Raw genomic sequence first — 24,861 nt, 5'->3', positions numbered from 1 at the left:
AGCAAAACGTCCCGCGGCATTGCAATAATACTAAGTCTACATAAAATTACGATATACCGTAATTTTTCAGTTTGCCTAAACAAACTATATATAATTGATAATCAACAGCATAAATACAGGAATAGCATTTGAACATACGGAACTGCTTTATTTATCTGCAAACTGCTATACATCCAATATTTTAGCCGACTATGTTTGAACAAATTGACCGATTTGTAGATCATATCTCTCTGACACCAGCGGAGCGGAAACTATTTCATTCCATGCTCAAATTCAAACGAATCCGTAAACGTACTTACCTTTTACAGGAGGGTGACATCTGCGATTTCGAAGCTTACATTGTAAAAGGATGTATCCGCACCTACTACTTAAGTGAGGATGGCACTGAAACAATTCTCACCTTTGCAACTGAAAATTGGTGGGTGAGCGATCCTTCCAGCTTTACAGAACAAACACCTTCCAACATGTTTATTGAGTCATTGGAAGATTGTGAACTGCTGATGATCGACCACAAAAACAAAGCAATGCTTTACGAGAAAATACCCAAGTTTGAAGCATTGTTTCGCCTGTTGATGCAACGCTCTCTATTCTCCTTCCAAAAACGCCTGCACAGTCTTGTTTCGCAAACAGCAGAGCAACGCTACCTGGCTTTTATTGAAAAATATCCACAGGTGGTACAGCGCGTACCACAAAATCAAATAGCCCGTTACCTTGGCGTATCCCCGGAATTTCTCAGCAAAGTCAGAAACACCCTGCAGAAAAAGAAACGATAGCGCTCTTCTTTCCGCTTTAAATACACGATGCCACGAAGTTCCGTGATATTACTGTTGGGTCCTATGAACCAGTTTAAGAAATCGCATTAACCTATATTAAGATTTCGCATTAATGCAAGCGGCCCGGAATAATCCCGGGCCGCTTGCTATACAAATACGGATGATAGCTATTCTCTGATGAACGCTAACAAGTCTTTATTGATCGTAGCGGCTTCTGTTGTTGGCATACCATGCGGAAATCCTGGGTAGGTAATCAGCCTGCCATTTTTCAACAGCGCTGCTGCCTTTACTCCAGTGGTCGCAATAGGTACAATCTGATCATCTTCACCATGCATCACCAGCACAGGAATCTCAACGCGCTTAAGGTCTTCTGTAAAATCTGTTTCAGAAAATGCCTTGATGCAATCATAATGCGCTTTTATTGCCCCCATCATTCCCTGACGCCACCAATTGTCCATAATACCCTGAGACTTCTTTGCCCCTTCGCGGTTATAGCCATAAAATGGAATGGTGAAATCCTGAAAATATTGCTGCCTGTTGGTAGCTGTATTGGCACGTATTTCATCAAAAACAGACAATGGAACACCATCCGGATTATTTTCGTTCTTAACCATTATGGGTGTCACCGCGCTTACAAGCACTGCTTTGGCCACACGTCCTTTCCCATATTTGGCCACATAGCGTATTACTTCTCCGCCACCTGTTGAATGCCCAATATGCACCGCATTTTTTAAATCAAGCGCATGAACCAGTTCCGCCACATCAGCAGCATAAGTGTCCATATCATGTCCAATGGCAGTTTGGCTGGAACGTCCATGTCCCCGGCGATCAAAAGCAATGACTCTGAATCCCTGGTTCAGGAAATAAATCATTTGACCATCCCAATCATCGCTCGATAATGGCCATCCATGGTGGAAAACAAGGGGTTGACCAGTTCCCCAATCCTTGTAATAGATTTCTGTCCCGTCTTTTACTGTAATCTTGTTCATTTTTTTGAGTTTAATAGTTAAATGATCAGTAAACATTTCTGTTCATCAGATAAGAAACGATCAGGCTGGATCCCACTATATTTGGGGCTTTCCAGTCCTCTCAATCGTAGAACAAAAGTCGCTTACAAGACAGTCATCCACCAATAATCTAGCTTAAGAATTAGGATTAATCTAGATTAAGAATCTGGCGTATCAAAATGGTCCTTTCACCAGCATCTGCCCCTACCCTTGTCATTTTTCGTCGGCGAATTTTCAGCAAAAAAACAGCATTTCTTCAAAAATATTATTTAAGTTGCTTCCAGTCTATTTTCCAGGAAGTAAAACTGCTATTTATCCACTTCCTTCTATAATGACATCTACACTAGTTTAAAACGAAGTTGCTATGAAACGCAAGAAAATCTTCCTGTGGATTGTGTTGTTGGTAGTTGTTTTAATACAATTTTATCGACCGGCAAGAAATATCACTGATGCGGCACCCGCTCATGACATCACCACTACTTATACCACTCCTCCGGAAGTAAAGGATATACTAAAGCGGGCGTGTAATGACTGTCATAGTAACAATACCGTTTATCCGTGGTATGCGGAAATTCAACCCCTAACCTGGTGGCTGAATAAACATGTGAAGGATGGAAAACGTCATCTGAATTTCAACGAATTCACCAACAACCGAATTGCAAGGCAGTATAAAAAACTGGGAGAAAGCATCGAGATGGTTAACGAAGGAGAAATGCCCTTATCATCTTATACCATCATTCACACCAATGCGAGATTAACAGCTGCCGAAAAGAAACTTTTCAGCGACTGGTGCGAAGGAATACGCACCATTATGAAAGCGAAATATCCAGCGGATAGTTTTGTTGTTAAAAAGAAAGTTAACGCCATATAACCCCAACAACGCTAGCGTTTGCGACAACATTATACCCTGTTCCCTTGTTTCAACAATTAAAGGGTACATTCGCCTGTGCAGCAAAATGGAACAATGACCAATATCAAAGAAATATCTGACGGCTGTCATTGTAATCCGCTTACTAAAAAAAGAACTTCGGGGCTGTTTACAACATTTTAATACTTTATTATTTAATACTTTATTATGCTGTTAATCCTCAATGGTGGTTCGTCCAGCATTAAATTTGCCATTTTTACACAAACAGAAAATCCGGAAAAAATACTTTCAGGGCAAATTAATAATATTGGAAGAACGGGTATCAGCTTCAAAATAAGGCTAGCAAACACCGGGATAACCCAAACTATACCGGCTGATACTATCTGTGATTATCCTTCTGCTATTCTTTGTCTCGCCAACTGGCTGGAAAGCCAAAAGGATATTGAAAAAATAGTTGCCATTGCTCACAGGATAGTGCATGGTATGCAACACACTGCTCCGGCCGTTATTACAGCATCTTTACTGGCCTCATTAAAACAGATCATTCCCTACGACCCCGATCATCTTCCGAATGAAATCAACCTGGTAGAGGTTTTCCAGCAGCATTATCCGGGTAAAACCCATATTGCCTGCTTCGATACTGCTTTTCACCAAACAATCCCCCGCGTAGCCAGGCAGCTTCCTGTTCCCCGGAGATTTGAAAGCCAGGGCATCATGCGGTATGGCTTCCATGGCTTATCCTATCAGTATCTTATGCTTGCATTGGAAAAAACAGCGGGAAAAGATAACGCCAACGGCCGGGTAGTATTGGCGCATCTCGGGAACGGCGCCAGTTTAGCCGCCGTACATCAGGGACAAAGCATGGATACCAGCATGGCTTTTACACCTGCCTCCGGTATTCCCATGAGTAGCAGAAGTGGAGACATTGATCCCGGTGTTGCCTGGTACATCATGAAATCCGAAAATCTCTCCACCGATCAGTTCAATCACCTCATTAATCACGAATCCGGGTTGCTGGGAATAGCAGAAACTACCGGCGACATGGCGGACTTACTTATCCAGGAAAACACCGATATCCGGGCCCGGGAAGCCATTGACCTGTTCTGTTACGAAGTCAGGAAAAAGATTGGTGCTTACGCGGCAGTACTGGGAGGTATTGACACACTGGTATTTTCAGGTGGTATTGGAGAAAATTCACCGGTTATCAGGCAACGTATTTGTGCGCATTTGAATTTCCTGGGAATCAGGTTGGACGATCAACGTAACCGGGAAAATAGCGGCCTGATATCTATCGATAAAGGGCCAACTACCGTCAGGGTAATACCAACGGATGAGGAATGGATGATGGCACAAATAGCAATTGGCATGATCCGTCATTAAATAATATCATTATCAAAAAAATATACTCATGAATAATGCAGTCGAAACAGCCACCAGCACAGATGCGCCGTTATCACCGGCGATGCTTGATAAGATACATGCCTATTGGCGCGCCGCCAACTACTTGTCAGTAGGCCAGCTCTATCTCCGGGATAATCCCTTGCTAAAGGAACCATTGCAAATGGCGCATATAAAAAAAATGCAGCTGGGCCACTGGGGAACAACTCCCGGACAGAATTTCATTTATACGCATCTTAACAGGATCATCTGCAAATATGATCTTAACATGCTTTATGTATCTGGTCCCGGGCACGGCGGTCCGGCGGTGGTGTCCGGCACCTACCTGGAAGGTACATATAGCGAAGTATATCCCGCCATTACGCAGGATGAAGAGGGACTACGAAAACTATTTACACAGTTTTCCTACCCTGGTGGAGTTTCCAGCCACGCTTCCCCTCAAACACCAGGCTCCATTCATGAAGGTGGCGAATTGGGTTATTCTCTCAGCCATTCCTTTGGCGCTGTTTTAGATAATCCGTCTCTTATTGTAGCCTGTGTAGTAGGTGATGGAGAAGCTGAAACAGGGCCGCTGGCAACTGCCTGGCATTCGAATAAATTCCTGCATCCAGCCACAGATGGTGTTGTATTGCCAATTTTACATCTAAACGGGTATAAGATCTCCAACCCTACTGTATTGGCCAGAATTTCTCACGCTGAACTAGAGTTGCTGTTTACAGGATATGGCTGGACACCCATTTTTGTGGAAGGCTCGGACCCCACAGAAATGCACCAGGCAATGGCTGCCGCGCTGGATAGCGCTGTCAGCCAGATCAAAAATATAAAACAGCAAGCTGCAGATCATATCAAAACAGGACGTCCCCGGTGGCCAATGATTATTTTGAGGTCACCCAAAGGCTGGACCGGACCTAAAGTAGTAGATGGGTATAAGATAGAAGGTAACTTCCGTGCGCATCAGATTCCACTGGCTGTTACTGCCCATAGTCCGGCAAATCATCTTCCCATGCTGGAAGCATGGATGAAAAGCTACAAACCGGCAGAACTTTTTGATGAAAGAGGGCAGCTGAATAAAGATATTGCAGCGCTGGCGCCAAAGGGCGAAAAAAGAATGGGCGCCAACCTTCATGCCAATGGGGGGCTGCTAACTAAAACACTCAAAATGCCTGATTTTTGTAATTATGCCGTCAGCTGCACAGAAAGAGGGAAAATGGGAGAAGGTGACGTGCATGTGAGCGGACGCTTTTTACGGGATATCATTCATCTGAATGAAGACAGTAACAACTTCCGGATCTTCGGGCCCGATGAAACCGTATCCAATCGCCTCGAGGCAGTGTTTGAAGTAACCAACAGACAATGGAATGCCGACACTGACAAAAGTGATGAGTTCCTGGCACCATCAGGGAAAGTAATGGAGATGCTGAGTGAACACCAATGTGAAGGATGGCTGGAAGGCTATCTGCTGACCGGCAGACATGGAATATTTAACTGCTACGAAGCATTCATTCATATAGTCGATTCCATGTTTAATCAACATGCCAAATGGCTAAAAATGACCCGCGAAATTCCCTGGCGCAGGCAGATACCATCATTAAACATCCTGCTCACCTCCACCGTGTGGCGACAAGACCACAACGGATTTACCCATCAGGATCCCGGCTTTATTGATCATGTCATTAATAAGAAAGCAGAAATCGTAAGGGTATATCTTCCTCCCGATTCCAACTGCCTGTTATCTGTAACGGATCACTGCCTGCGCAGTATGCATTATGTCAATGTAATCATTGCAGGAAAACACCCCTCCCCTCAATGGCTGAACATGGAAGAGGCTATTCAGCATTGTACCCGTGGATTAAGTATCTGGAGCTGGGCCAGCAATGACCAGGAATGCGAACCCGACGTAGTGATGGCCTGTAGCGGCGATGTTCCTACATTGGAGACGCTTGCCGCCGTATCTATTCTCAGAGAGCATCTACCCGAGTTAAAGATCCGTGTGATTAATGTTGTAGATCTTCTAAAACTGGAAAGACAAACAGAACATCCGCATGGGTTAAGTGATAAAGACTTTGATGCACTGTTTACCACTTCCAAACCAGTTATTTTTGCGTTTCATGGTTATCCGTGGCTCATACACCGGTTAACTTACAGCAGGGCCAATAACAGTAATATCCATGTAAGAGGGTATAAGGAAGAAGGCACTGTTACCACCGCCTTTGATATGACCGTACTGAACGAAATGGACAGGTTCCACCTGGTAATGGATGTAATAGATCGCCTGCCCCAAACTGGCAGCAGGGGTGTTTATCTGAAGCAACTACTGCAGGATAAGCTGGTAGCGCATAAACAATACATCAAGGCAAATGGCCAGGATATGCCGGAAATTACCAACTGGCAATGGGAATATTAATAAACAGGAAAGCGGATGTGAACCATCCGCTTTCCTGTTTATTTGCAGAGCAATTGATGTTACCGTTATCTCTTCCATCAATACATGACAACAATCACTGTTACGCCTAATGAGTATCAGGTAATGGATCTCCATATAAGCCTACATTAGTAACAGAAATATTTTTGATCATGGAATCAACACAACCATCTATACTCGTTACAAAATCCAGTGGTACCAAAGTCCCATTCTCTTCAGAAAAGATTAAGCAATCCCTGAAGAGATCAGGTGTTAGTTCTGAATTAATTGATAAGATACTCAAGGAGCTATATAAACAAGTATATCCCAACATGCCCACGCGCATGATTTATAAGATGGCATATGATTTACTAAAAAAATCATCCCGTCAACTGGCCGGTCGATACCGGTTGAAGCAAGCCATTTTTGAGCTGGGACCTTCCGGTTTTCCTTTCGAACAATATGTGGCCCATCTTTTCAGACAAGCAGGCTATTCAGCTATTACCAATCAACTAATGACCGGACACTGTATTACACATGAGGTAGATATCTATGCAGTCAAAAACACACGTGCATATATCATTGAATGCAAATATCACCAGGTACAGGGCACGCACTGCGATGTGAAAATTCCATTGTACATACAGTCACGGTTTAAAGACATCGTATATAAAATGACTTCGTTGGATAACCAGCCCCAACAGGAGTACCAGGGATGGCTGGTAACGAATACACGTATCACTCCGGATGCGACACAATATGCAGCATGTATGGGGTTAAATATGCTATCCTGGGATTATCCCGTTGGAAAGGGGCTAAAGGATATTGTTGATAAAACCGGCCTTTATCCTATCACCTGTCTTTCCACATTGAGTCGCCACGAAAAATATATGCTGCTGGAAAAGGGAGTCGTATTATGTCGCACTCTCATAGAACAACCTGACTTTCTTACAAATACTAACATTATCAGTCCCAGATATGACCTGGCTATAGCAGAAGCGCGTCATTTGTGCGAAAATATAATCCCCGTGGAATGGGCCTGATTACTGTGTAGTAATAAAACTTAAACAATATGAAAACGCATGCAAGCACCAAAACAATCCCGGCTACATTGGTGGAACTGATGGATATCAGGGGAATTACAGCTGACAAAGTAAACATTATCTGTCATGAACTTGGAATAAAAAATCTCAGTGAATTCACTACTGCCGTAGCAATGGAACAACTGGACAAGATCCAGGTATTAACAGCCGAGAATAAAAAGAACATCAGGCGGGCATTAAAACTATACAAAGAAGCAGCTAACCGCTTACAATTTCCGGAAGCCATTTTGCAGGGTAAAGAAATATTACACACCATCCGTCAGCTTCCGGAAGTGCAAAAAGCGGCGCTGGCAGGTAGTCTTAGAAGAGGGAAAGACACCATAGGAGATATTGACATCGTAGTACAAATAAACGGTCCGGACAAAAAAAAGTTACTCTATAAGATTATCCGCCTGCCATTAACGGAAAGTATTTTTGCTGCCGGGGAGAATAGGATAGGCATTGTATTACATAGTCAGCTGTTGGTATATCTTTACCTGACAGATGCCAAACATTATGGAGGCACGCTGTTATATTATACGGGTTCAAAAAACTACAACGCCCTGATGGAAAATTGGGCTGTCCAAAAAGGATACCGGCTGGGGGCCAATGGCTTGTATGATGTCAAAAATCGCCAATATGTTGCCTGCGAAAAAGAAGAGGAAATATTTCAACATATGCAGTTGGACTATGTTCCACCAGAACTGAGAGAGGAACAGGATATTATTACCGGCGCAGCAGAACATGCTTTACCTTCCCTTGTAACATTTAATCAGTTAAGAGGCGATATGCAGATACACAGTAACTGGAGTGATGGAAAGGAAAGCATTGCCCATATTGCCCGTTATGTATTTAGCATATTCCCTCACTATCAATATATCGTCATCACAGATCATGCATCCGGTGACAGAACAGGGCATGTACTACAACCAGCAGATATAGCGCGTCAGGCTGCCGAAATAAACAATGTGAATGAACAACTGGGATATGATTACGTAAAAAAAGGCGTAGAAGTAGATATCCTGGAAGATGGCCAGTTGTCATTACCCGATAAACTTTTGAAACAGTTCGATTGGGTCATCGCGTCTATCCATAGCCACTTTACAAAAGACAATACGGACAGGTTAATGAAAGCCTGTGAAAACCCATATGTTCATTGTATAGGTCACCCCAGTGGCCGCCTTATTGGCAGTAGAAATCCTTACCCTGTGGACTGGGATCAATTATTTAAAAAAGCCGCAGCTACCGGTACTGCCATCGAAATAAATGCACGTCCTAACCGGCTGGATCTAAACGATAGCCTGGTAAAAAAAGCGATTGCCGAAGGAGTGAAATTGGTTATCGATACAGATGCGCACGAATTGACACATTTTGATTTTATGCAGTTGGGTATATGGGTAGCGAGAAGAGGGGGTTGCTGCAAGACTAACATTCTCAATACCTACAGCTGGGAAGACATTGTGAAATTTAAAAAGAACAAATTGGCAGCTATCAGCAAGATAGTATAGTTAAATCAGTTCTTTCCGTAAACATCTTCATAAAACCTTACCTGACCTGTACTATCGGGCCATGCAGTATTATAAAGTATAAAAACATACGCCAGGCTCTTAACCGGAAATATCACCGGGTGCTGATTCGGCTGACTACCCTTTGCCTCCAGTGCCACCATGCCCGGGGCATCCTTATCCAAAAGTAAATGCGCTAAAGGTAAGGCTTCTTCCACCCTTACGCAGCCGTGACTAAAAAAACGCTGTTTCAACATAAACAGGCTCTTTCCCGGCGTATCATGCAGATAAACATCAAACGGGCTGAAAAAATTCAATTTCACAATACCCAGGGAATTATCACATCCCGTATTCTGCCGGATAACGTAGGGGAAATTACCCGGCCCCAGCTGATGCCAGTTAATGGATGATGGATCTGTTATATGCCCATGCTTGTCTAATACCTGGTATTGGTTATCAACAAGATATTGCTGATCCCTTTTTATATGCGGCAGCAATTCCCTGACAGCGATTTTATTAGGAACCATCCAATAAGGGAAAAGTACCACCTCCGTAATTCTGCTGCAAAGCGTAGGTGTAGGAGTGCTCTTCTTACCTGTAATCACCCTTGAAGATAGCACCAACTTATTGTTTTGATAAAACGTAACTGTGGTGGAAGGTATATTTACCAACACCACGGAGGCATGTACTTTATAGTAATACAACCAACGGATTTGATTCAAGGCATTTTTCAGTACTTGCAATCTCGAGGATAATGGTGTATTTAATGCCTGCAGGAAACCAGGTCTTAACACACCATCATCCAGCATATTAAACAACTGTTGCGCCGCAATAATCCTTTCTTGCAGGGATGGATCCGGGATACCTGGTAAAGTATCCGCTACACCAATTTGATGAAGCCGTCTTAATAAGGCGGTGTTGGCGCTATCTGCTTTTAATGACGTAACGGGTATCTCTGCAAAAGCGGTATCCAGCAGTACTGTATAGAAGCCGGCGATAAGCTGCTTCAGGGTACCATACGCCGTATCTGCCGGCTCTACATGCTGTAAAAAAACAGCGAATTGATCTTTTGACAAACTCTCAGCTAGTTCAGCAGCGATGGCAACTCTTCTGTCAGATGGCGGTGGGAGTCCATCAAATTTCACAAATGGTTTTACCTGCCGGCCACCAGCTACATCGCTAAAAAATTGCAACGCAGTTTCTGTAATTCGTACATCTGTAGACAGGCTATCCGCGGCAGTCAGCATTTTCCAGCTATTCTCTGTCGCTGCCTGGATCATCACCGGCTCATAGTCCTTTGTGTCCAGGCCCAGGTAAGTAGCTTGCCGGATATAGTGGTTTAACAAATTCAACTGGGGCCTTCCTGCTGCGGTAAGCCACACAAGTTGCTTGTCCATTTTCTGATAAAAAGAACGTGTAACGGAATCAGTAGGTGTGTTGTAAGGACTACGTTGCCGGGCAGTGCAAAAAAACGGGAATAATAGTAATATAAAAAAGCACTTCGTCATTTAACGGCGACTTGATTTAGTTTACCTACTGCATCAACAATTACTAATAATTGGTCCCTGCTTACGTTATTGTAATCTGTCATTACAATGCTTTCGCCCCGTTTTTTTGCCAGCCACGCGCCCATTCTCAACAAAATTTTATCGGGGAGCGATAACTTGTTGAACTCGAGTTTGCCCGGAAGGAAAAAGCAGCTACACCTGGATCTGATTTCAGCACTAACATTAATGGTAATGTACTCCTGTAGCTTTTCCTTCTCTGAAACAGGTGTACCTGCCACCAGGAAAAGAAATAGCTTTTTATTCAGCAGTAAATCCTGATGTTGCTCAATCCACTTGCGTAACTGCAATTTCCCAATATAAACACTGGTTCCCATAATTATATAATCTGCCGCCTGCAATTGGTCCTTCATTTCACTCCCGGCCAGTACCGCCGGGATATTCAACATATTACCCAACCAAATGGCATACTGACGGGTGGCTCCATATTTTCCTTTATAAATAATGATTCCCTTCATAAAAAATGCTTTACGGATGCGTGATAAACACTGGAATATTTGTAGTACGCAGGATGTTTTCTGCATCACTGTGGTGGAAAAACCGGGACAGATCACTCCGTCCAAAAGCGCCATAGGTAACGATACAGTCATTTCGGCGTATTAATAATGCCAGGAAAACAGTGGCCGGCTCTCCGCTCATTCTCACAAAATCCACCTGGTTATAATGCGTTTGCAGATAGTCTTTCAGCTGATATTCAAATGGAATTGCCTGCTCGTTGTTTTCAGCCACATATACCACCTTTACCGGGGTATCTGCAAATCCAGGGAAAAGCAGGGTAAACTGGCGGATCGCATAAATAGAAGAGTATGTACCGCTATATGCAAAGATGATTTCCTTAATGGGCGACAATACCTCCGGCAATACCATTACCGGGCATGTTGCCGCTACCAATAAATCTTTCACAAACCTGGGAGGATTAGTATCAGAGAGTGCAGTAAAAGAGGTATTGTTAGTGACGAGCAACAGATCTGCAAAACGACTGGCAGCTACTACCTCTTCCACGGGGTAACTAACAGACTCCCTGGTATCGATCCCGATATGTTCTCTATCGCAAATCTGGTGTAACTGTTTTACATTTTTGTTTCTCTGCCATTGCAACGCCGCTCTCCCCTCTACACTAATCTCCTCATAAGTAACTACGGGAGATTCAGAAAATATACCCGCTACCGGAATAGCACCGGTAGTTAAATTATCCATACAAAGAAGCGTCAGTTCGCCATTGGCTTCCCGGGCGAAATAATTAAAGCATGCTACCTGGTCCTCAGAGAAATGTAAAGCGTCAATAGCGCCTATGATCTTTTTCATAAAATATTCTTAGTAATGTGAAATAAATATGGGTTGAGTGCTCACCTTTAGTATTGGTTCAGCAGGATTGGGAAGTACCATTTTCGACAAAAAACTCCGGCCGTAAGCACCCATTACCATAAATGTGTGCTCTTTACTGAACAGGTATTCCATCAATCGCCCGCCTACATTGGTATCTTCCAGCACCTTAATGGTGGCGTTGTCATAGTGTGTGGCTAACCATTCTTCCAGCCTGTCCCGATCCCCTTTTATCTGTTTGCCGGTTTCGATGACACTTAATACCGTCACTTTGCTATGACGATATGCCGGGAATAAGTGCGTAAATTGTTTAATGGCAAACATAGAAGAAGGACTGCCATTATAAGTAAAGACAATCTCTTCAATACCCTCAAAGGAAAATGGCGCAATAACAACCGGGCATTCGGACTTTTCTAAAATCTCTTTTACAAAAGCAGTTGGGCTACTCTCGGACTTCCACGAAAAACTGGTAGTAGCATCAATTACCAGCAAGTCCGCGTACCTGCTTTCTTTCAACACCTCGGCAGCCGGCATTCCTGTATTCTTATGTATTTCAAAATTTACCCCATTTGATTCACAGATACTTTTAAACAAAGAGATATTTTCATCTCTGTATAGTTGTTTCTGTATATCAAGTGGTACTCCCCGAACCGGCGCACAAACAGCTATTTCCTCAATGGCTTCTGCAGATCTGAGTTCTAATTCCTGGTTTTCAAGAAATACACCCGTCACTTTTGAATGTGTTAGGTTGCCGAGGTAACAGGAAAAATCAAGACATTCCCTGCTCATAGTGACCGCATCTGATATAAATAATATCTTTTCCATAAAAGACCGTTTTTTGACTTAGGTAAAATCCCTGTCAGAAGAGTCCGACAGGGGATCAATCTTCCTATTTTACAGCTATGCGAATACTCTTCCCATTCTTTTTCGCGTCTTCATTCTTAGGTAATTTTAACTTGAGCACACCTGCATCGTAGCGCGCTTCTATTTTATCCCGGCTGACCATTTCCGGCAAATTAAAACTGCGGGAGAAATTGCTGTAATTGTATTCCTGCCTGCTATACTTCTCATTTTTCTCCTCCTTCTCACTTGCTGTTTCCGCGCTAATAGTCAGCGTATTCCCCTCCAAATCAATTTTAAAGTCCTCTTTTTTCATTCCTGGTGCCGCCAAAGACAGCTTATAACTTTCTTTATCTTCTGTTACATTAACTGCTGGAATAGTTAAGGCATTAAAAGCCCTGCCATCAAAACCGCCGGCCCATTCTCTCCAGGGTTTTAAAAAATCATCAAAAAATGATGGCATTAACGCAGTACGTTTACTTAATGATACGGATGACATAAAAACCTCCTTTTTTTGGTTAAATATTTTGATGGCAAACTACTGTCTCTACCAGGCAAAAAAAATGATGCCCCTCATCCTGTTCACTGATTGAAATCATCCTCAGTTATTCCCGTAAGGCCATCATTAAATAAAAAAGAAAAGATACTACTGGTAATGTGGGCAGTAAGAAACGGAACAGGTATTATTTGACTACCTGCTCAAAAAAAAGGCACTGGTGGTAAGGGGGAACAATCCATCGTTATGATATACCTATCATCTTCCCCGAGGGAGTTTTGCCGGTCTGCAGGCATTATTTAATGCCTCCAATGTCCAGTCATCCGTACCTCCCCTTTCCAACCACAGGCTGCCTTTTTTGGGAAGTACCTGTACATGTAATCCTAAGATGTGACCAAAATCATGCTCTACTGCTGCTGCCGTCCGGTAGTAGCTGATATCCAGCCATCCAAAACCATTTCGCATTCTGATTTTTTCAACGGGTATATCTGCTGAAATACTATCCTTGGCAGGAGCATGTTCTCCTATAATTGGCGGTTTCCTGAAAAATGCCAGTTTCAGGTAGGGATACATGGTCTGGAACTTGTCCTGGATATCCCCTATCACGGCTTCTTCACTAATATATATCTGCATAAAAAACTGTTTTACTCCAATACAATTTAGCCTCCCTTACGCGCGGAAAAAATGAGATCAATCAAACTGTTATATGACAGCGGTCATAATCCTGCAAAGAATATAATAGGAAATTGATTTCCTAATATTCAACTTATGCATGCCAATAATACGGGTCGTCAAACGTCGGCTATTACACAGGAATTACCCGGACATGAAGAAAAGTACTTTCTGGAAGGCCCCAGGTCCAGGACAAAGGAATTCTTCTTTTCGCTGAAAGTATTATTTGAATTTATTCGTGGGTTCAGGGTATTGCATTTTGCCGGCCCCTGTATCGCTGTATTTGGGTCAGCGAGAGTAAATCCGGGGTCCGACTATTATGAATTAGGACGGAAATCAGGAGCCGGCATTGCCAAACTCGGCTTTACGGTTATGACGGGTGGTGGACCCGGCATTATGGAAGCAGCTAACCGCGGCGCAAAAGAAGCGGGAGGTAAATCAGTAGGCTGTAATATCAGTTTGCCCAGGGAACAAGCTGCCAATAAATACCTCGACCTGCAATTCAACTGCAAATATTTCTTTATACGTAAAGTACTCATGTTTAAATATTCATATGGATTCATGATATTACCAGGCGGAATCGGTACGCTGGATGAATTTTCTGAAGCACTTACTTTGATACAAACACATAAAATTCTTAACTTTCCGCTGGTGCTGATGAATCGCGGCTATTGGGAGCCATTGATGCCACTGTTTCATAAAATGCTTGAAAATTACATGATAGCTCCAAATGACCTACAGTATATACTTTTAACAGATTCCATTGATGAAGCAATGGCTCATTTCCAAAAGTATGCTGTTGAGAAATACCACACCAAGCGAAAGGAAGAGTTTCACCGGTTAATACTTTTAGGAGAATAGACCGGATTATCGTCTTATACCAGTAAATGACACAATGAGTTTATCTATCAGTGATTTAGATACGGATTTTCAGCTAAGCATCTTCGCGGCCATCATGCAACGTGTTCCAGGACTTGTTGCTATAAGGGACCTCAAAAACGGAAAGTTGATATATATCAACGAAACAGGCATTAAAATGCTGGGCTCCGATGATTATGCTTCCCTTGAATTAATCATGGAACAAAATAAAATAGGATCTGTAGGAGGATTAGCAAATACCGTAAAAGGGAACCTGGTTGTGGAAGAACGCGAGTTTAAGAATATAAAAGGCGAAACTTTCACAGGCGTATACGAAGAAATTTTCCTCAAACATGATCATAAAGATTATTGCTTTTTCAGGATTACCGACATTTTAACGGACAGACGTTATAAACAGCAACTCAATAAGGAATTAGAGCGTTTTGGGGCTTTGTTTGACTACGCCAGTATTGGAATACTGGTAGCCAATAAAGAAGGAGAAATTGTACTTATTAATAACTTCGCGCTGCAACAATTTGGCTACGTACGGGAAGGACTAATAGGCAAAAAAATCGAAATTTTAATCCCTGAACGTGTTCACCAGCGTCATGTGATCCATAGGGAAAGATATACTGCGGATCCTCAGAGCAGGCCAATGGGTATTGGACTTGACCTATACGCAGTTCGCAGTGATGGATCGGAATTCCCCGTGGAAATAAGTCTTAGTCATTACTCCAATGAAGAAGGCAATTTCGTCATTGCCTACATCAGCAATATTACCGAACGGAAAAAAGCAGAAGAACGGGTAGAAAAATTGTATGCTGAACTGGAAGATATGGTAGAAGACCGTACCACAAAGCTTCGCCAGGCACTCGAAGCCCTGGAGGCATCTAAGGAAGAACTTACTATTGCATTAGGCAAAGAAAAAGAACTGGGTGACCTCAAATCCCGTTTCGTTTCGATGGCTTCCCATGAATTCCGCACCCCACTCAGCACAATTCTTTCCTCTGCATTCCTGGTGAAACATTATGACACAGACCAGGATCAGCCTATCCGTAATAAACACATCCAACGAATCGTCAATAATGTCAGCTTATTAACGGATACCTTGAATGATTTTCTTTCCGTAGGTAAAATTGAAGAAGGTAAAGTACAGGTGCGAAGTGCCGAATTTGATATTGAAGAGCATTTTAATACTGTTATACAGGAAATGCAAGGCATCGTCAAAGATAACCAGGTTATAGAATACAAGCATACCGGCGGGAAAAATTTGGTGCTTGACCCCTCCCTGATAAAGCACATCGTTATGAACCTGTTAGGGAATGCTATTAAATTTTCAAAACCCAGCAGCCTTATAACCATTGCAACCATAAATGCCAACAATAAATTTACCCTCCTCGTAAAAGACAATGGGATTGGCATATCAGCGGAAGACCAGCTACATCTGTTTGAACGCTTCTATCGTGGAAGCAATGTCACTAATATCCAGGGAACTGGCTTAGGACTGCATATCGTCCATAAATATAGTGAGATGCTGAATGGCACTATTTCATGTACCAGTGAATTGAATAAAGGCACAACTTTTACTATTATTTTCCCTATTGATAATGAAAACATCCCCTTGTAACATGAAAAAAATACTATTGATTGAAGATAATGAAGAGCTACGGGAAAACACAGTAGATATTATAACCATTGCCGGCTACAGCGTACTGACGGCCAACAACGGAAAAACGGGAATGGAAATGATCCTCCAACATCATCCTGACCTTGTAATTTGCGACATTATGATGCCCGTATTGGATGGCTTCGGCGTTTTACATCTTATGCAACAACATGAAGAAGTGAAAGACACGCCATTTATCTTTCTCACAGCAAAAACAGAAAGAGCAGATTTTAGAAAAGGAATGGGGATGGGCGCCGATGATTATATTACCAAACCTTTCACCGGAACAGAGCTATGGGATGCCATATCCAGCAGGCTAAAAAAAGCGGCTATCAAAAAGCAAAACTTCTCTCCCAACTTACAAGGGCTTAATAAACTCATGTACGAAGCAACCGGAAAGGAATCTCTTAAAGCACTGGCAGAAGGGCGGAACATTGACAAATACAAGAAAAAACAAACTATTTACGCGGAAGGAAATCACCCATCCAGATTATTTTTTGTATTAAAAGGAAAAGTAAAAACCTCCAAAACCAATGATTTAGGCAAAGAATTAGTAACAGAACTATATACTGACGGCGACTTTCTGGGTTATACGGCGCTGTTGGAAGGATCTGTCTATAAAGATACTGCGGTGGCAATGGAGGAAACTGAAATTGCCGTTATTCCATTAGAAGACTTTGAAGAGCTGCTCCATAACAACTATGAAGTAGCCTTACAGTTTATCCGGATGCTGGCTAAAAATGTGTCTTTCAGGGAACAGCAGTTGCTGGGACTGGCCTATAATTCTCTCCGGAAAAAAGTAGCAGAGGCGTTGCTCAATCTGCTTAAAAAGTATAATCCTCAGCACGAGCCTCCTCTTATTGTAAAGATCAGCCGGGAAAACCTGGCCAATATTGCAGGTACCGCCACGGAATCACTCATTCGAACGTTAAGCGACTTCCGTGACGAAAAACTGATAGATATAAAAGATGGCGTTGTGGCAATTCTTGATGAAAAGAAGCTCGCTAATATGCTATACTAATCACTACGGGAGCCTGCGTAAATGTATACGAAATCTGAAAAAGAAGAGATCAAAGCGCTCATTCATTCTATTCATCTTCACTTCCAATATTTATGTAGTTGGGTAATCCTGTCCGGACGGATGGTTACCCAACTATTTTTTTGCCGGAAATTCAGCAACGCACTAACCTCCTGCCAGAGCAAGCAGGAATAACCTCAATCAAAAACAGGTATGGGAAGATACTCCCGGCAGTTGCCAGCGATAATCCATCATTTCAATACAACGTCACAGGTAATCATTTTGCCTTGTCGGATTATTTTCAATAATATCTTGTCCCCGGGATGATGCAAAACCATTACTTGCTGGATATCCCCCACACTTCTTACTTCCTTGCTATCAATTTCCTTTATAATATCCATAACCTGGATACCGGCCTTTACAGCGGAGCTACCCTCCAGTAATTTATATACATACACACCCGGCATTTCGGGCGTATTGGAGATGTATACCCCCAGGGAAGCACGAGTGGCCCGCCCGTCACGCAACAGGTCATTGCATACTTTTTTCACTACTTCTACCGGTATCGCAAAAGAATAACCCGCAAAATTCCCGGTTGGTGTAAGTATGGCATTACTTACACCTATCAGCCTGCCATTAATATCTACCAATGCGCCTCCGCTATTGCCTCCATTCATCACTGCATCTGTTTGTATAAAAGAGGAAAGGGTTCCCTGCTCTTCCTGATCCGTAAAAATCCGGGATTTCGCACTTATGATTCCTGCTGTAACAGTAGAATTCATACCCAACGGGCAGCCTATCGCCAAAGCCCAATCTCCTACTGCCACCGAATCCGTACTCCCAAAACGAACGAAAGGCAATTGCTGACCACTAATCTTCAACAACGCGATATCCGTGAGCGAGTCCATTCCTATTATCCTTGCTTTGAAAGAGTATTGATTTGGCAGCACTACTTCAAGTTTATCTGCTTTTTGTACAACATGACAGTTAGTTACTATATAGCCATCGGGTGTAATAATCACGCCGGAAGCACTGCCCGTAATAACTGTTGGATGAAGATAGGATGTATTCGACTGACGAAAACTAATATCTTCTACCCCTTTAAAATCTGGTTGATAAGTAGCCACAATATGTACCACTCCCGGTAACGCTTTAGCAGCAGCATAGCGCAAACTGTTAGCTGTACCCGTTGGCTGGGGTAAATTACGTTCTTCGGATTCTTTCGCAAGCTGTTGTCTTTCCTCGAGCGAAACAGATGACATCCCCGGGGAGATGATAGTCATGCGATTTTCTTGTGCCAGGCAATTCCCGGCAGCAAAGGCCATCGCAATAAACATAATAAAGTACCTCATACGGCAAATATGATAGTGAGAAAAAAATTATTGGTATTGAATATATACGGGTTGAGGATACAACATCAGTACTTCTGCAGGATCCATCAAATGTCCACCTGCTGTAATATCATTTTTATAGAATAATTTAAATCCTGTAAATTGTACTGGTTCTCCTGCTATCCAGCATTTATAACTATCCGTCTTTTTAGCGATACCGCCAAAGCCATCCATATTCATTACCAGTTGTACTTCCGGCCGCAGACGTATTTTCTTATAGTTGGTAACCATTCCTGCTGTAAAGCGATGCACAATCAATATTTTAGGTGGCAGATGATGTTGCTTCACCAACCCCGCCAACCAGTCAATGACATCATTAATATCTTCCGCGTCCAAAGTGCCTATAGCGGTACAGGGTACCTGTCTGCTTTTCATGGAATATTCCGGATCAATGCCCAGGTGTACATCCGGCCTTAACAGGTATTTTTCTAATAATGGCAGTTCCTCCTGCAAGGAACTCCATCCCGGTTGAATATCCAGGAAAACAATCGCGTGGCTTTTTTTCGCGATGCTGAATACTTTATTAATTTCAGTGTCCGGCATACGGAGTCTGTACTTTTTATCTTTCCCCGCGCTTTTTTGAGCTGTTACAGCAATATAATGTAATGCAGGAACGACCGGCATACAGGTATCAGCCTGCTTCCATTTATTTACTTCTGCTGCCAGCTGCACCATCATTTCATCACCAGGTAGTGCTCCCAATATACCCATCCGGGAGGAATACAGGTTACCATAAAAGGCAACAATCCGATGATACGGCAATAACGCCCCGGGCAATGGAAAACCAGCTTTTACAGGCCAGTTGGCCGTTGGCTTCTTGTGTACCAGGTGAAGCTGAATTTCATTAAAGCGGGCCGTATCTATAGGGTCGTCTGTAGTTTGTTCTGCACGAATCTCAATTCCGGCAGGCAATATCGCTGTCTTATGTGAAGATCCTACCAGCTTTCTGTCTTCCCATTGCTGGAAGGATAACACATCTACAGTTGTAAAAACATATAACACCAAAGCCCCTGCCCATAAAAAAAAGGCTGCACCAAGTATTACATTTGCCAGTTTCAATACTGTTTTCATGTTGAAGATTTCAAATAATATTGAGCCGAACCCGGTAGCAAAACTATCCCCACCTGCTTTGGTAAAAAATGATACTGCTCATGACAGTAATTGATTATGGTCAGGGATACGGTAATCCATTACAACATCTCCGCGAATTCATTACTGCCCGGCCATTGTATTCAAAATCATACGCTGATATGACTATCATCATATTTAAGCCAATTCGGCAGGACTATCTTTAACTTAAAAAAATATGGAAAAGATACTACTGGCCATGTGTGGCGCGGCGCCGACCAAAAATGCCGTGAATTTTGCCTGTTACCTGGCCGATATAACCCGATCAAAATTGACAGGTTTCTTCTTTGAAAAAGAGTACTATGCTCCTACAACAGCGCCAAAAGAGCTATACGAACAGCCTTACGTAGAAAGTAGTACTACTGGCTGCCAGCCGGAACATTATCAGAAAGCAGAAAGAATAGAAGACCATATGCGGATATTTGAGAGCATATGCGAAAACAAAGGAGTACAGGCTGCCATAAGATACGTGGAGGATAATATCATTGAAAACCTCGTCGCTGAAAGTAGATTTGCAGACCTGATCATCGCAGATGCCACCATCTCTGCTACTTCAAAAATACAGGAAATACCTTCGCCGCTCTTACAGCAATTACTCGCTGCCGCACAGTGCCCGGTAATCGTTGCCCCATCTGCCTTTACACCGATTAATGAAGTAGTTTTTTGTTATGATGGCAGCCCCTCCTCTATTTTTGCAATGAAGCAGCTGACTTATCTTTTGCCAGAGCTGGGAGAATCGAGAGCAACCGTTATCCAGATCAGTGACCAAGAACTACCGGCCGGAGAAAGAAAATATATTACTACCTGGATGCGCAGGCACTTTGAAAGTTCTGATTTTGTTACACTGCATGGTAACACAGAAAAAATGTTATTTGATTATCTTCTTAAAAAACAACATGCACTGGTGGTAATGGGCGCATATGGTAGAAATATAGTATCCCGGATATTCCGTCATAGTTATGCTGACTTGTTGATAAAAACACTGCCGTATCCACTTTTTATCACCCATTATTAACTATCATCAAAACTTACTGCCATGACACACGCATTATATCCTGCACAGGCAAGGGATACTATCAGGGAATATGGTACCACCTTCATTTCCTGGGGAGTCGGGATAGCACTGCTCTTGATTGGATTTCCCCTGTCAACACAACTTATTAAACAATTGCTCCTGTTACTGTATGAAGTATTTATTCAGTACCGGTACTAGCTATCTATATTTTTAATTTTTAAAAAACACTTATGTTAGGCGAACTTAATTACGATGAAATTAACCAGGTGCTGGCCAACAACATTACAGGACGTATTGGATGTACCGACGGTAAGAAAGTATACATTGTGCCTATTAATTATGCCTTCAATGATACTTATATCATCGCACATTCACAGGAGGGTATGAAAATAGAAATAATGAGAAATTATCCACACATCTGTTTTCAGGTAGATGAAATGATCAGTCTTACCAACTGGCGCAGTGTTATCCTTTGGGGAGATTATGAAGAAATAGTAGATCCGAAAGAAAAATACTATGCAATGAAGTTCCTGGTAAGCCATTTATCACAGCAGCAGGTAAGTGAAACAGCCGGCGTTGCACAAATGCAGGAGGAAATAAGAAAGGAACATACCACGGAAAATATTATCAGGCCAGTACTTTACAGAATTCGTATCAATGAAAAAACCGGCAAATTTGAAAAGGGATAATCAGCCTGCCGGTAACTATTTTAGTGATGATCTCGTTTTTCCTGAAATTGCATGATAGGATGCCTTTCAGGTTTTCCTACATTATTCAGTTTCTCCAATGTCCGGTTATCGGTACTCCATGTCTCCAGCCATAAGGTCCCTGCTTTGCAATTATCCACCTGTCATATGATTGCGATCATATGACAGGTGGATAGGATTGTGGAAATTGATCCATAATATGTCAATATTCCGGATGAAAAACTGACAAATATGATATATCAAACGCCCGGAAAATATTTATGCAGATAGATTTTAAAGTCTGACGCCAGCGCGTCAAAATTATCTTGTATTATTTCCATCTTTGCTGCCAATACTTCCTGCAGCGTGTTTACACTTGGCGGATAATCTGCCGCTGCGTTATGATGTTGCATTTCTTCCTTCCACTCCCTTAATTCATGCCTCAGCAACCCTATCTGTTCATCCATCTTCAGAAATCTGTGCTGAAAAACTTCCAGGTATTCTAAATGTCTTCTTTCAAAATCGTTCGACAGAATATCGGCCAATTGCGTTTTAAAAATAATGGTCTCATCCTCCATTACTCTTAATGTATACTTCCAGGATTCATGCGATGATATATGCCTTTCGAAATCGTCCAACATTGTTCTATTCTTTAATATGAAAACTAAATTATTATTCCCTCTTTATCTAACATATGACCATTATCAGTATTTCTCCTGTTTATAATCATTTATTATGTGCTATAAAGAGCGGGAATGGCAACGTCTGCATCAGCACATCAGCCATACTTTCCCTGAACCACCGGGAAACGGTACTCCTTCTGTAAGCCCCCAGTACTCCAATGGTTCCTTCGGTTTGCTCCAGCATGTAGTTCACGATTTCCTCTTCCGGCCCCCCTTCCATCACGCTATATCCTGCATCCGGGAAATGTCGCTTAATAAACTCTTTTATAAGGTGCTTATTCTCCAGGTGATTCCCTTCGGGATTAACAGAAACTACTGTGGTGGGCAATGTTTGCAGAGAAGACAGCACGTAGCTATACATTTTTATTGCGTATACAGAAGAAGGTTCTCCGTCATACAACAATACAACATTATTGATATCACTGAAAACCGGTGGCACCATAAACTGGGTAGGTACAATCAGTACAGGGCATTGTACATCCGTCAGGAGATCCCTGATAAAACGGGTAGGAGGTTTCATATCTTCATGTACAAATGTTTCGCGGGCATCCACTATTAATAAATCAGCATAAATGCTTTCCTCCAGAGCTGCCAGGAGCGAAATATTTTTGTTGCGGTGAACACTGTAAGCGATTCCCTCTTTCTGGCAGGCAGCCTCAAATATACCTGCGGCGGTTTCCCGTTTCCCGTTGTCCGCGACTTCCAGTTGCCCGATGGTGGCCTGGTCCGTTCCTGCTTTTAACAGTTGATACAAACTGAAACTATTGTAAGTAAAATCATGTGGAAACACCCCTGTCAGGTGTGCCCCTTGCTGCTTCGCTATCAATATGGAGTAATGAAGTGTGCTTTCTGAAAATTTTAGGCCATCAAATATGGCAGCAATCTTTTGCATAGTAATATCATTTTATTCAAATCTACTTTGGGAAAGAAGTAAGAAACATGATCCCCATTAGGCGAAACCATGATTATCGTCATCGCCGGAATAATGATGGGAATCAAGTGCAGATATGACGGGTATCATTTATCTGCTGCGATGACTCCTTTAATTTTATTAACAGATAAACATATTCATTTTCGTACCTCACCTTTCAAAACTAATGTCATGCACGCTAATATTTTCTCTCTCACCTACCTGATAGCCAATACGGTTAGCCTGGTTATATTGATAGCAGCCATCTTCCGGCCTGTTATTGCCCGGTTACTATTAGCGTTGCTCTTTATTGGCGCTGGTATCTTCAATGGCATCATGGCCATCCGCTCACCGGAGCTTTTCATGGATTATGGCGCAATGACTGTTTCAGCCGCTTACGAACAATTTATCTATGGCGCATTCCGTGATAATACAACCGCCATTGTGATGGGAATTTCCTTAGGTCAACTGATCGTGGGAATATTCATCGCCAGCAGGGATGTTTTCCTGAAGCTGGGTTTAACAGGAGCCATTATTTTCCTGATAGCAATAACCCCACTTGGGGCGGGTTCGGCCTTTCCTGCTACTATCTTGCTGACGATTGCAGCCATTATATTGCTCTTTAAAGAACGGTATCTTTCCGCACACCCACTACGCTTTCTTTCCTACTGATCATCCTCCACGTGGCGGGATCCTCCTCACTGAAAAGATAGGCTACCAGCAGTCAGAATAATTGTTGCTTCCAATCCATTTTTTTTGATCGTAAGAAAAGAAACTCACTAATATAAAACAGCACTTTTATGATTTCGGAGCCTGTTACATAATTGCAGGCAATAAAGACGGATGGCATGCACGGGGCTTAATGGCTGCAGGAAATTCCTGCAGCCGTTTTTCTGCAGAACCAGGCATAGGATACCCTATTCTCCAGACTTACAACAGATCATTTGAAAGTTTTGATGATGTGCCTGACAAGCACCACAGGGCAGGAACCGGGCAAGTCATATTGAGTTCGGCTACTGTTCTTCAATGTCATCCGGCAACCGGAATCGCTGGGGTTTTACAGGCTGTCCGGCAATATTTAATTCTTCCAGTGTCCAGTTATCTGTAGTGGTGGTTTCCAGCCATAAGTCGCCTGAACGATGCTGAATCTGTACATTTAAACCATATTGATCACTGAAATCGTGTTCAACAGCTGCCGCTATACGGCAATAACTAATGTCGAGCCAACCAAAACTGTGTATCATTCTGATCTTATCGATAGGTGTGTCGGGGGATACTATTTCCTTCTCTGGTGAGCACTCTCCCTTTACATATGGATTGCGATAAAACACCAGTTTCAGATGAGGATAACACTCCCGGAACCGGTCTTGTATATCCCCTACCATGGCTTCTTCACTAATATAGATGTTCATGATCTTAAAATTATATTAATACAATATTACCTCCTCACTGCTTCATGTGAAATGAGATCGGTCAACCATCTGTATGACAACGGTCATATGCGCTGAAGTATGCTCATGTCAACGGCATTAAGGGAATCGGACAATGCATGGCTGGTTGCCGCGTAAAATCAGCC

At 42.6% G+C, this 24,861-nt stretch carries 26 protein-coding genes; 14 read left to right on the top strand and 12 right to left on the bottom strand.

All coding sequences use genetic code 11. The features are described from left to right. Positions 1–191 precede the first annotated feature (191 nt). Positions 192–773 carry a cyclic nucleotide-binding domain-containing protein gene (locus AC5ZC7_RS09880; protein ID WP_496159474.1) on the top strand — a complete coding sequence of 194 codons (582 nt, stop codon included), beginning with the start codon at positions 192–194 and terminating at the stop codon, positions 771–773. A gap of 167 nt (positions 774–940) precedes the next feature. Here the strand turns inward: AC5ZC7_RS09880 and AC5ZC7_RS09875 are convergent, their stop codons facing one another. Then, the gene (locus AC5ZC7_RS09875; protein WP_496159475.1) at positions 941–1,762 is read right to left on the bottom strand and encodes an alpha/beta fold hydrolase; all 822 of its coding nucleotides are present in this window, start codon (positions 1,760–1,762) and stop codon (positions 941–943) included. A 382-nt stretch (positions 1,763–2,144) separates the two neighbouring features. Between AC5ZC7_RS09875 and AC5ZC7_RS09870 the strand changes: the two genes are divergently transcribed. The 5 genes from AC5ZC7_RS09870 to AC5ZC7_RS09850 all read left to right on the top strand — a co-directional run bounded on the left by AC5ZC7_RS09870 (position 2,145) and on the right by AC5ZC7_RS09850 (position 9,037). Then, positions 2,145–2,651: a heme-binding domain-containing protein gene (locus AC5ZC7_RS09870; protein WP_496159476.1), complete on the top strand. Its 507-nt coding sequence runs from the start codon at positions 2,145–2,147 to the stop codon at positions 2,649–2,651. Positions 2,652–2,855: 204 nt separating this feature from the next. Next, positions 2,856–4,028, top strand: a complete 1,173-nt coding sequence (locus AC5ZC7_RS09865) for an acetate/propionate family kinase (protein ID WP_496159477.1) — start codon at positions 2,856–2,858, stop codon at positions 4,026–4,028. Positions 4,029–4,056: 28 nt separating this feature from the next. Beyond that, complete coding sequence (locus AC5ZC7_RS09860) at positions 4,057–6,450, top strand: phosphoketolase (protein ID WP_496159478.1); 2,394 nt, start codon at positions 4,057–4,059, stop codon at positions 6,448–6,450. A 170-nt stretch (positions 6,451–6,620) separates the two neighbouring features. Beyond that, entirely contained in the window at positions 6,621–7,490 is an 870-nt protein-coding gene (locus AC5ZC7_RS09855; RefSeq protein WP_496159479.1) for an ATP cone domain-containing protein, read from the top strand. Positions 7,491–7,519: 29 nt separating this feature from the next. Then, entirely contained in the window at positions 7,520–9,037 is a 1,518-nt protein-coding gene (locus AC5ZC7_RS09850; RefSeq protein ID WP_496159480.1) for a DNA polymerase III, read from the top strand. A gap of 5 nt (positions 9,038–9,042) precedes the next feature. Here the strand turns inward: AC5ZC7_RS09850 and AC5ZC7_RS09845 are convergent, their stop codons facing one another. From AC5ZC7_RS09845 to AC5ZC7_RS09820, 6 genes are all read right to left on the bottom strand, one after another. Further along, entirely contained in the window at positions 9,043–10,431 is a 1,389-nt protein-coding gene (locus AC5ZC7_RS09845; RefSeq protein ID WP_511911477.1) for a L,D-transpeptidase family protein, read from the bottom strand. 107 nt (positions 10,432–10,538) lie between these two features. After that, on the bottom strand, positions 10,539–11,057 hold the full coding sequence (locus tag AC5ZC7_RS09840) for a flavodoxin domain-containing protein (protein WP_496159482.1): 519 nt from the start codon (positions 11,055–11,057) through the stop codon (positions 10,539–10,541). Between the two features lie 10 nt (positions 11,058–11,067). Further along, positions 11,068–11,904, bottom strand: a complete 837-nt coding sequence (locus AC5ZC7_RS09835) for a hypothetical protein (protein ID WP_496159483.1) — start codon at positions 11,902–11,904, stop codon at positions 11,068–11,070. 9 nt (positions 11,905–11,913) lie between these two features. Further along, positions 11,914–12,747: a universal stress protein gene (locus AC5ZC7_RS09830; protein WP_496159484.1), complete on the bottom strand. Its 834-nt coding sequence runs from the start codon at positions 12,745–12,747 to the stop codon at positions 11,914–11,916. Positions 12,748–12,811: 64 nt separating this feature from the next. Continuing rightward, positions 12,812–13,261: an Hsp20 family protein gene (locus AC5ZC7_RS09825; RefSeq protein ID WP_496159485.1), complete on the bottom strand. Its 450-nt coding sequence runs from the start codon at positions 13,259–13,261 to the stop codon at positions 12,812–12,814. A gap of 255 nt (positions 13,262–13,516) precedes the next feature. Then, positions 13,517–13,891 (bottom strand): hypothetical protein, encoded by a 375-nt coding sequence (locus tag AC5ZC7_RS09820; protein WP_496159486.1) that lies wholly within the window; start codon positions 13,889–13,891, stop codon positions 13,517–13,519. 135 nt (positions 13,892–14,026) lie between these two features. Here AC5ZC7_RS09820 and AC5ZC7_RS09815 point away from each other — a divergent pair, with 135 nt between their 5' ends. Genes AC5ZC7_RS09815 through AC5ZC7_RS09805 form a run of 3 tightly spaced genes read left to right on the top strand, consistent with a single transcriptional unit; the run spans position 14,027 to position 17,475 of the window. After that, entirely contained in the window at positions 14,027–14,791 is a 765-nt protein-coding gene (locus AC5ZC7_RS09815; RefSeq protein ID WP_496159487.1) for a TIGR00730 family Rossman fold protein, read from the top strand. A gap of 34 nt (positions 14,792–14,825) precedes the next feature. Next, positions 14,826–16,415 (top strand): ATP-binding protein, encoded by a 1,590-nt coding sequence (locus AC5ZC7_RS09810; protein ID WP_496159488.1) that lies wholly within the window; start codon positions 14,826–14,828, stop codon positions 16,413–16,415. A 1-nt stretch (position 16,416) separates the two neighbouring features. Further along, entirely contained in the window at positions 16,417–17,475 is a 1,059-nt protein-coding gene (locus AC5ZC7_RS09805; protein ID WP_496159489.1) for a response regulator, read from the top strand. A gap of 248 nt (positions 17,476–17,723) precedes the next feature. Here AC5ZC7_RS09805 and AC5ZC7_RS09800 read toward each other — a convergent pair whose 3' ends face one another. Further along, positions 17,724–18,824, bottom strand: coding sequence for a trypsin-like peptidase domain-containing protein (locus AC5ZC7_RS09800; RefSeq protein WP_496159490.1), 1,101 nt, complete (start codon positions 18,822–18,824; stop codon positions 17,724–17,726). A 27-nt stretch (positions 18,825–18,851) separates the two neighbouring features. Next, on the bottom strand, positions 18,852–19,934 hold the full coding sequence (locus tag AC5ZC7_RS09795; RefSeq protein ID WP_496159491.1) for a hypothetical protein: 1,083 nt from the start codon (positions 19,932–19,934) through the stop codon (positions 18,852–18,854). Between the two features lie 80 nt (positions 19,935–20,014). Between AC5ZC7_RS09795 and AC5ZC7_RS09790 the strand changes: the two genes are divergently transcribed. Genes AC5ZC7_RS09790 through AC5ZC7_RS09775 form a run of 4 tightly spaced genes read left to right on the top strand, consistent with a single transcriptional unit; the run spans position 20,015 to position 21,695 of the window. Then, positions 20,015–20,158, top strand: coding sequence for a hypothetical protein (locus AC5ZC7_RS09790; RefSeq protein ID WP_496159492.1), 144 nt, complete (start codon positions 20,015–20,017; stop codon positions 20,156–20,158). A gap of 11 nt (positions 20,159–20,169) precedes the next feature. Beyond that, a complete protein-coding gene (locus tag AC5ZC7_RS09785) occupies positions 20,170–21,006 on the top strand; it encodes a hypothetical protein (protein ID WP_496159493.1) in 837 nt (278 codons plus the stop codon). Between the two features lie 21 nt (positions 21,007–21,027). Continuing rightward, positions 21,028–21,204 (top strand): hypothetical protein, encoded by a 177-nt coding sequence (locus AC5ZC7_RS09780; RefSeq protein ID WP_496159494.1) that lies wholly within the window; start codon positions 21,028–21,030, stop codon positions 21,202–21,204. A 32-nt stretch (positions 21,205–21,236) separates the two neighbouring features. Further along, positions 21,237–21,695: a pyridoxamine 5'-phosphate oxidase family protein gene (locus AC5ZC7_RS09775; protein WP_496159495.1), complete on the top strand. Its 459-nt coding sequence runs from the start codon at positions 21,237–21,239 to the stop codon at positions 21,693–21,695. A gap of 257 nt (positions 21,696–21,952) precedes the next feature. Here AC5ZC7_RS09775 and AC5ZC7_RS09770 read toward each other — a convergent pair whose 3' ends face one another. Continuing rightward, a complete protein-coding gene (locus tag AC5ZC7_RS09770; protein ID WP_496159496.1) occupies positions 21,953–22,333 on the bottom strand; it encodes a hypothetical protein in 381 nt (126 codons plus the stop codon). An 85-nt stretch (positions 22,334–22,418) separates the two neighbouring features. Further along, on the bottom strand, positions 22,419–23,267 hold the full coding sequence (locus AC5ZC7_RS09765) for a universal stress protein (RefSeq protein WP_496159497.1): 849 nt from the start codon (positions 23,265–23,267) through the stop codon (positions 22,419–22,421). 210 nt (positions 23,268–23,477) lie between these two features. Here AC5ZC7_RS09765 and AC5ZC7_RS09760 point away from each other — a divergent pair, with 210 nt between their 5' ends. Further along, positions 23,478–23,957: a hypothetical protein gene (locus AC5ZC7_RS09760; protein ID WP_496159498.1), complete on the top strand. Its 480-nt coding sequence runs from the start codon at positions 23,478–23,480 to the stop codon at positions 23,955–23,957. A gap of 341 nt (positions 23,958–24,298) precedes the next feature. Here AC5ZC7_RS09760 and AC5ZC7_RS09755 read toward each other — a convergent pair whose 3' ends face one another. Then, on the bottom strand, positions 24,299–24,697 hold the full coding sequence (locus AC5ZC7_RS09755; RefSeq protein WP_496159499.1) for a hypothetical protein: 399 nt from the start codon (positions 24,695–24,697) through the stop codon (positions 24,299–24,301). Positions 24,698–24,861: the final 164 nt, after the last annotated feature.

The sequence above is a fragment of the Chitinophaga sp. 9-1-y genome, from assembly GCF_059511905.2.
Note: the sequence above shows the minus strand (reverse complement) of the source record. Positions and strands in the feature narration are given on the sequence as shown.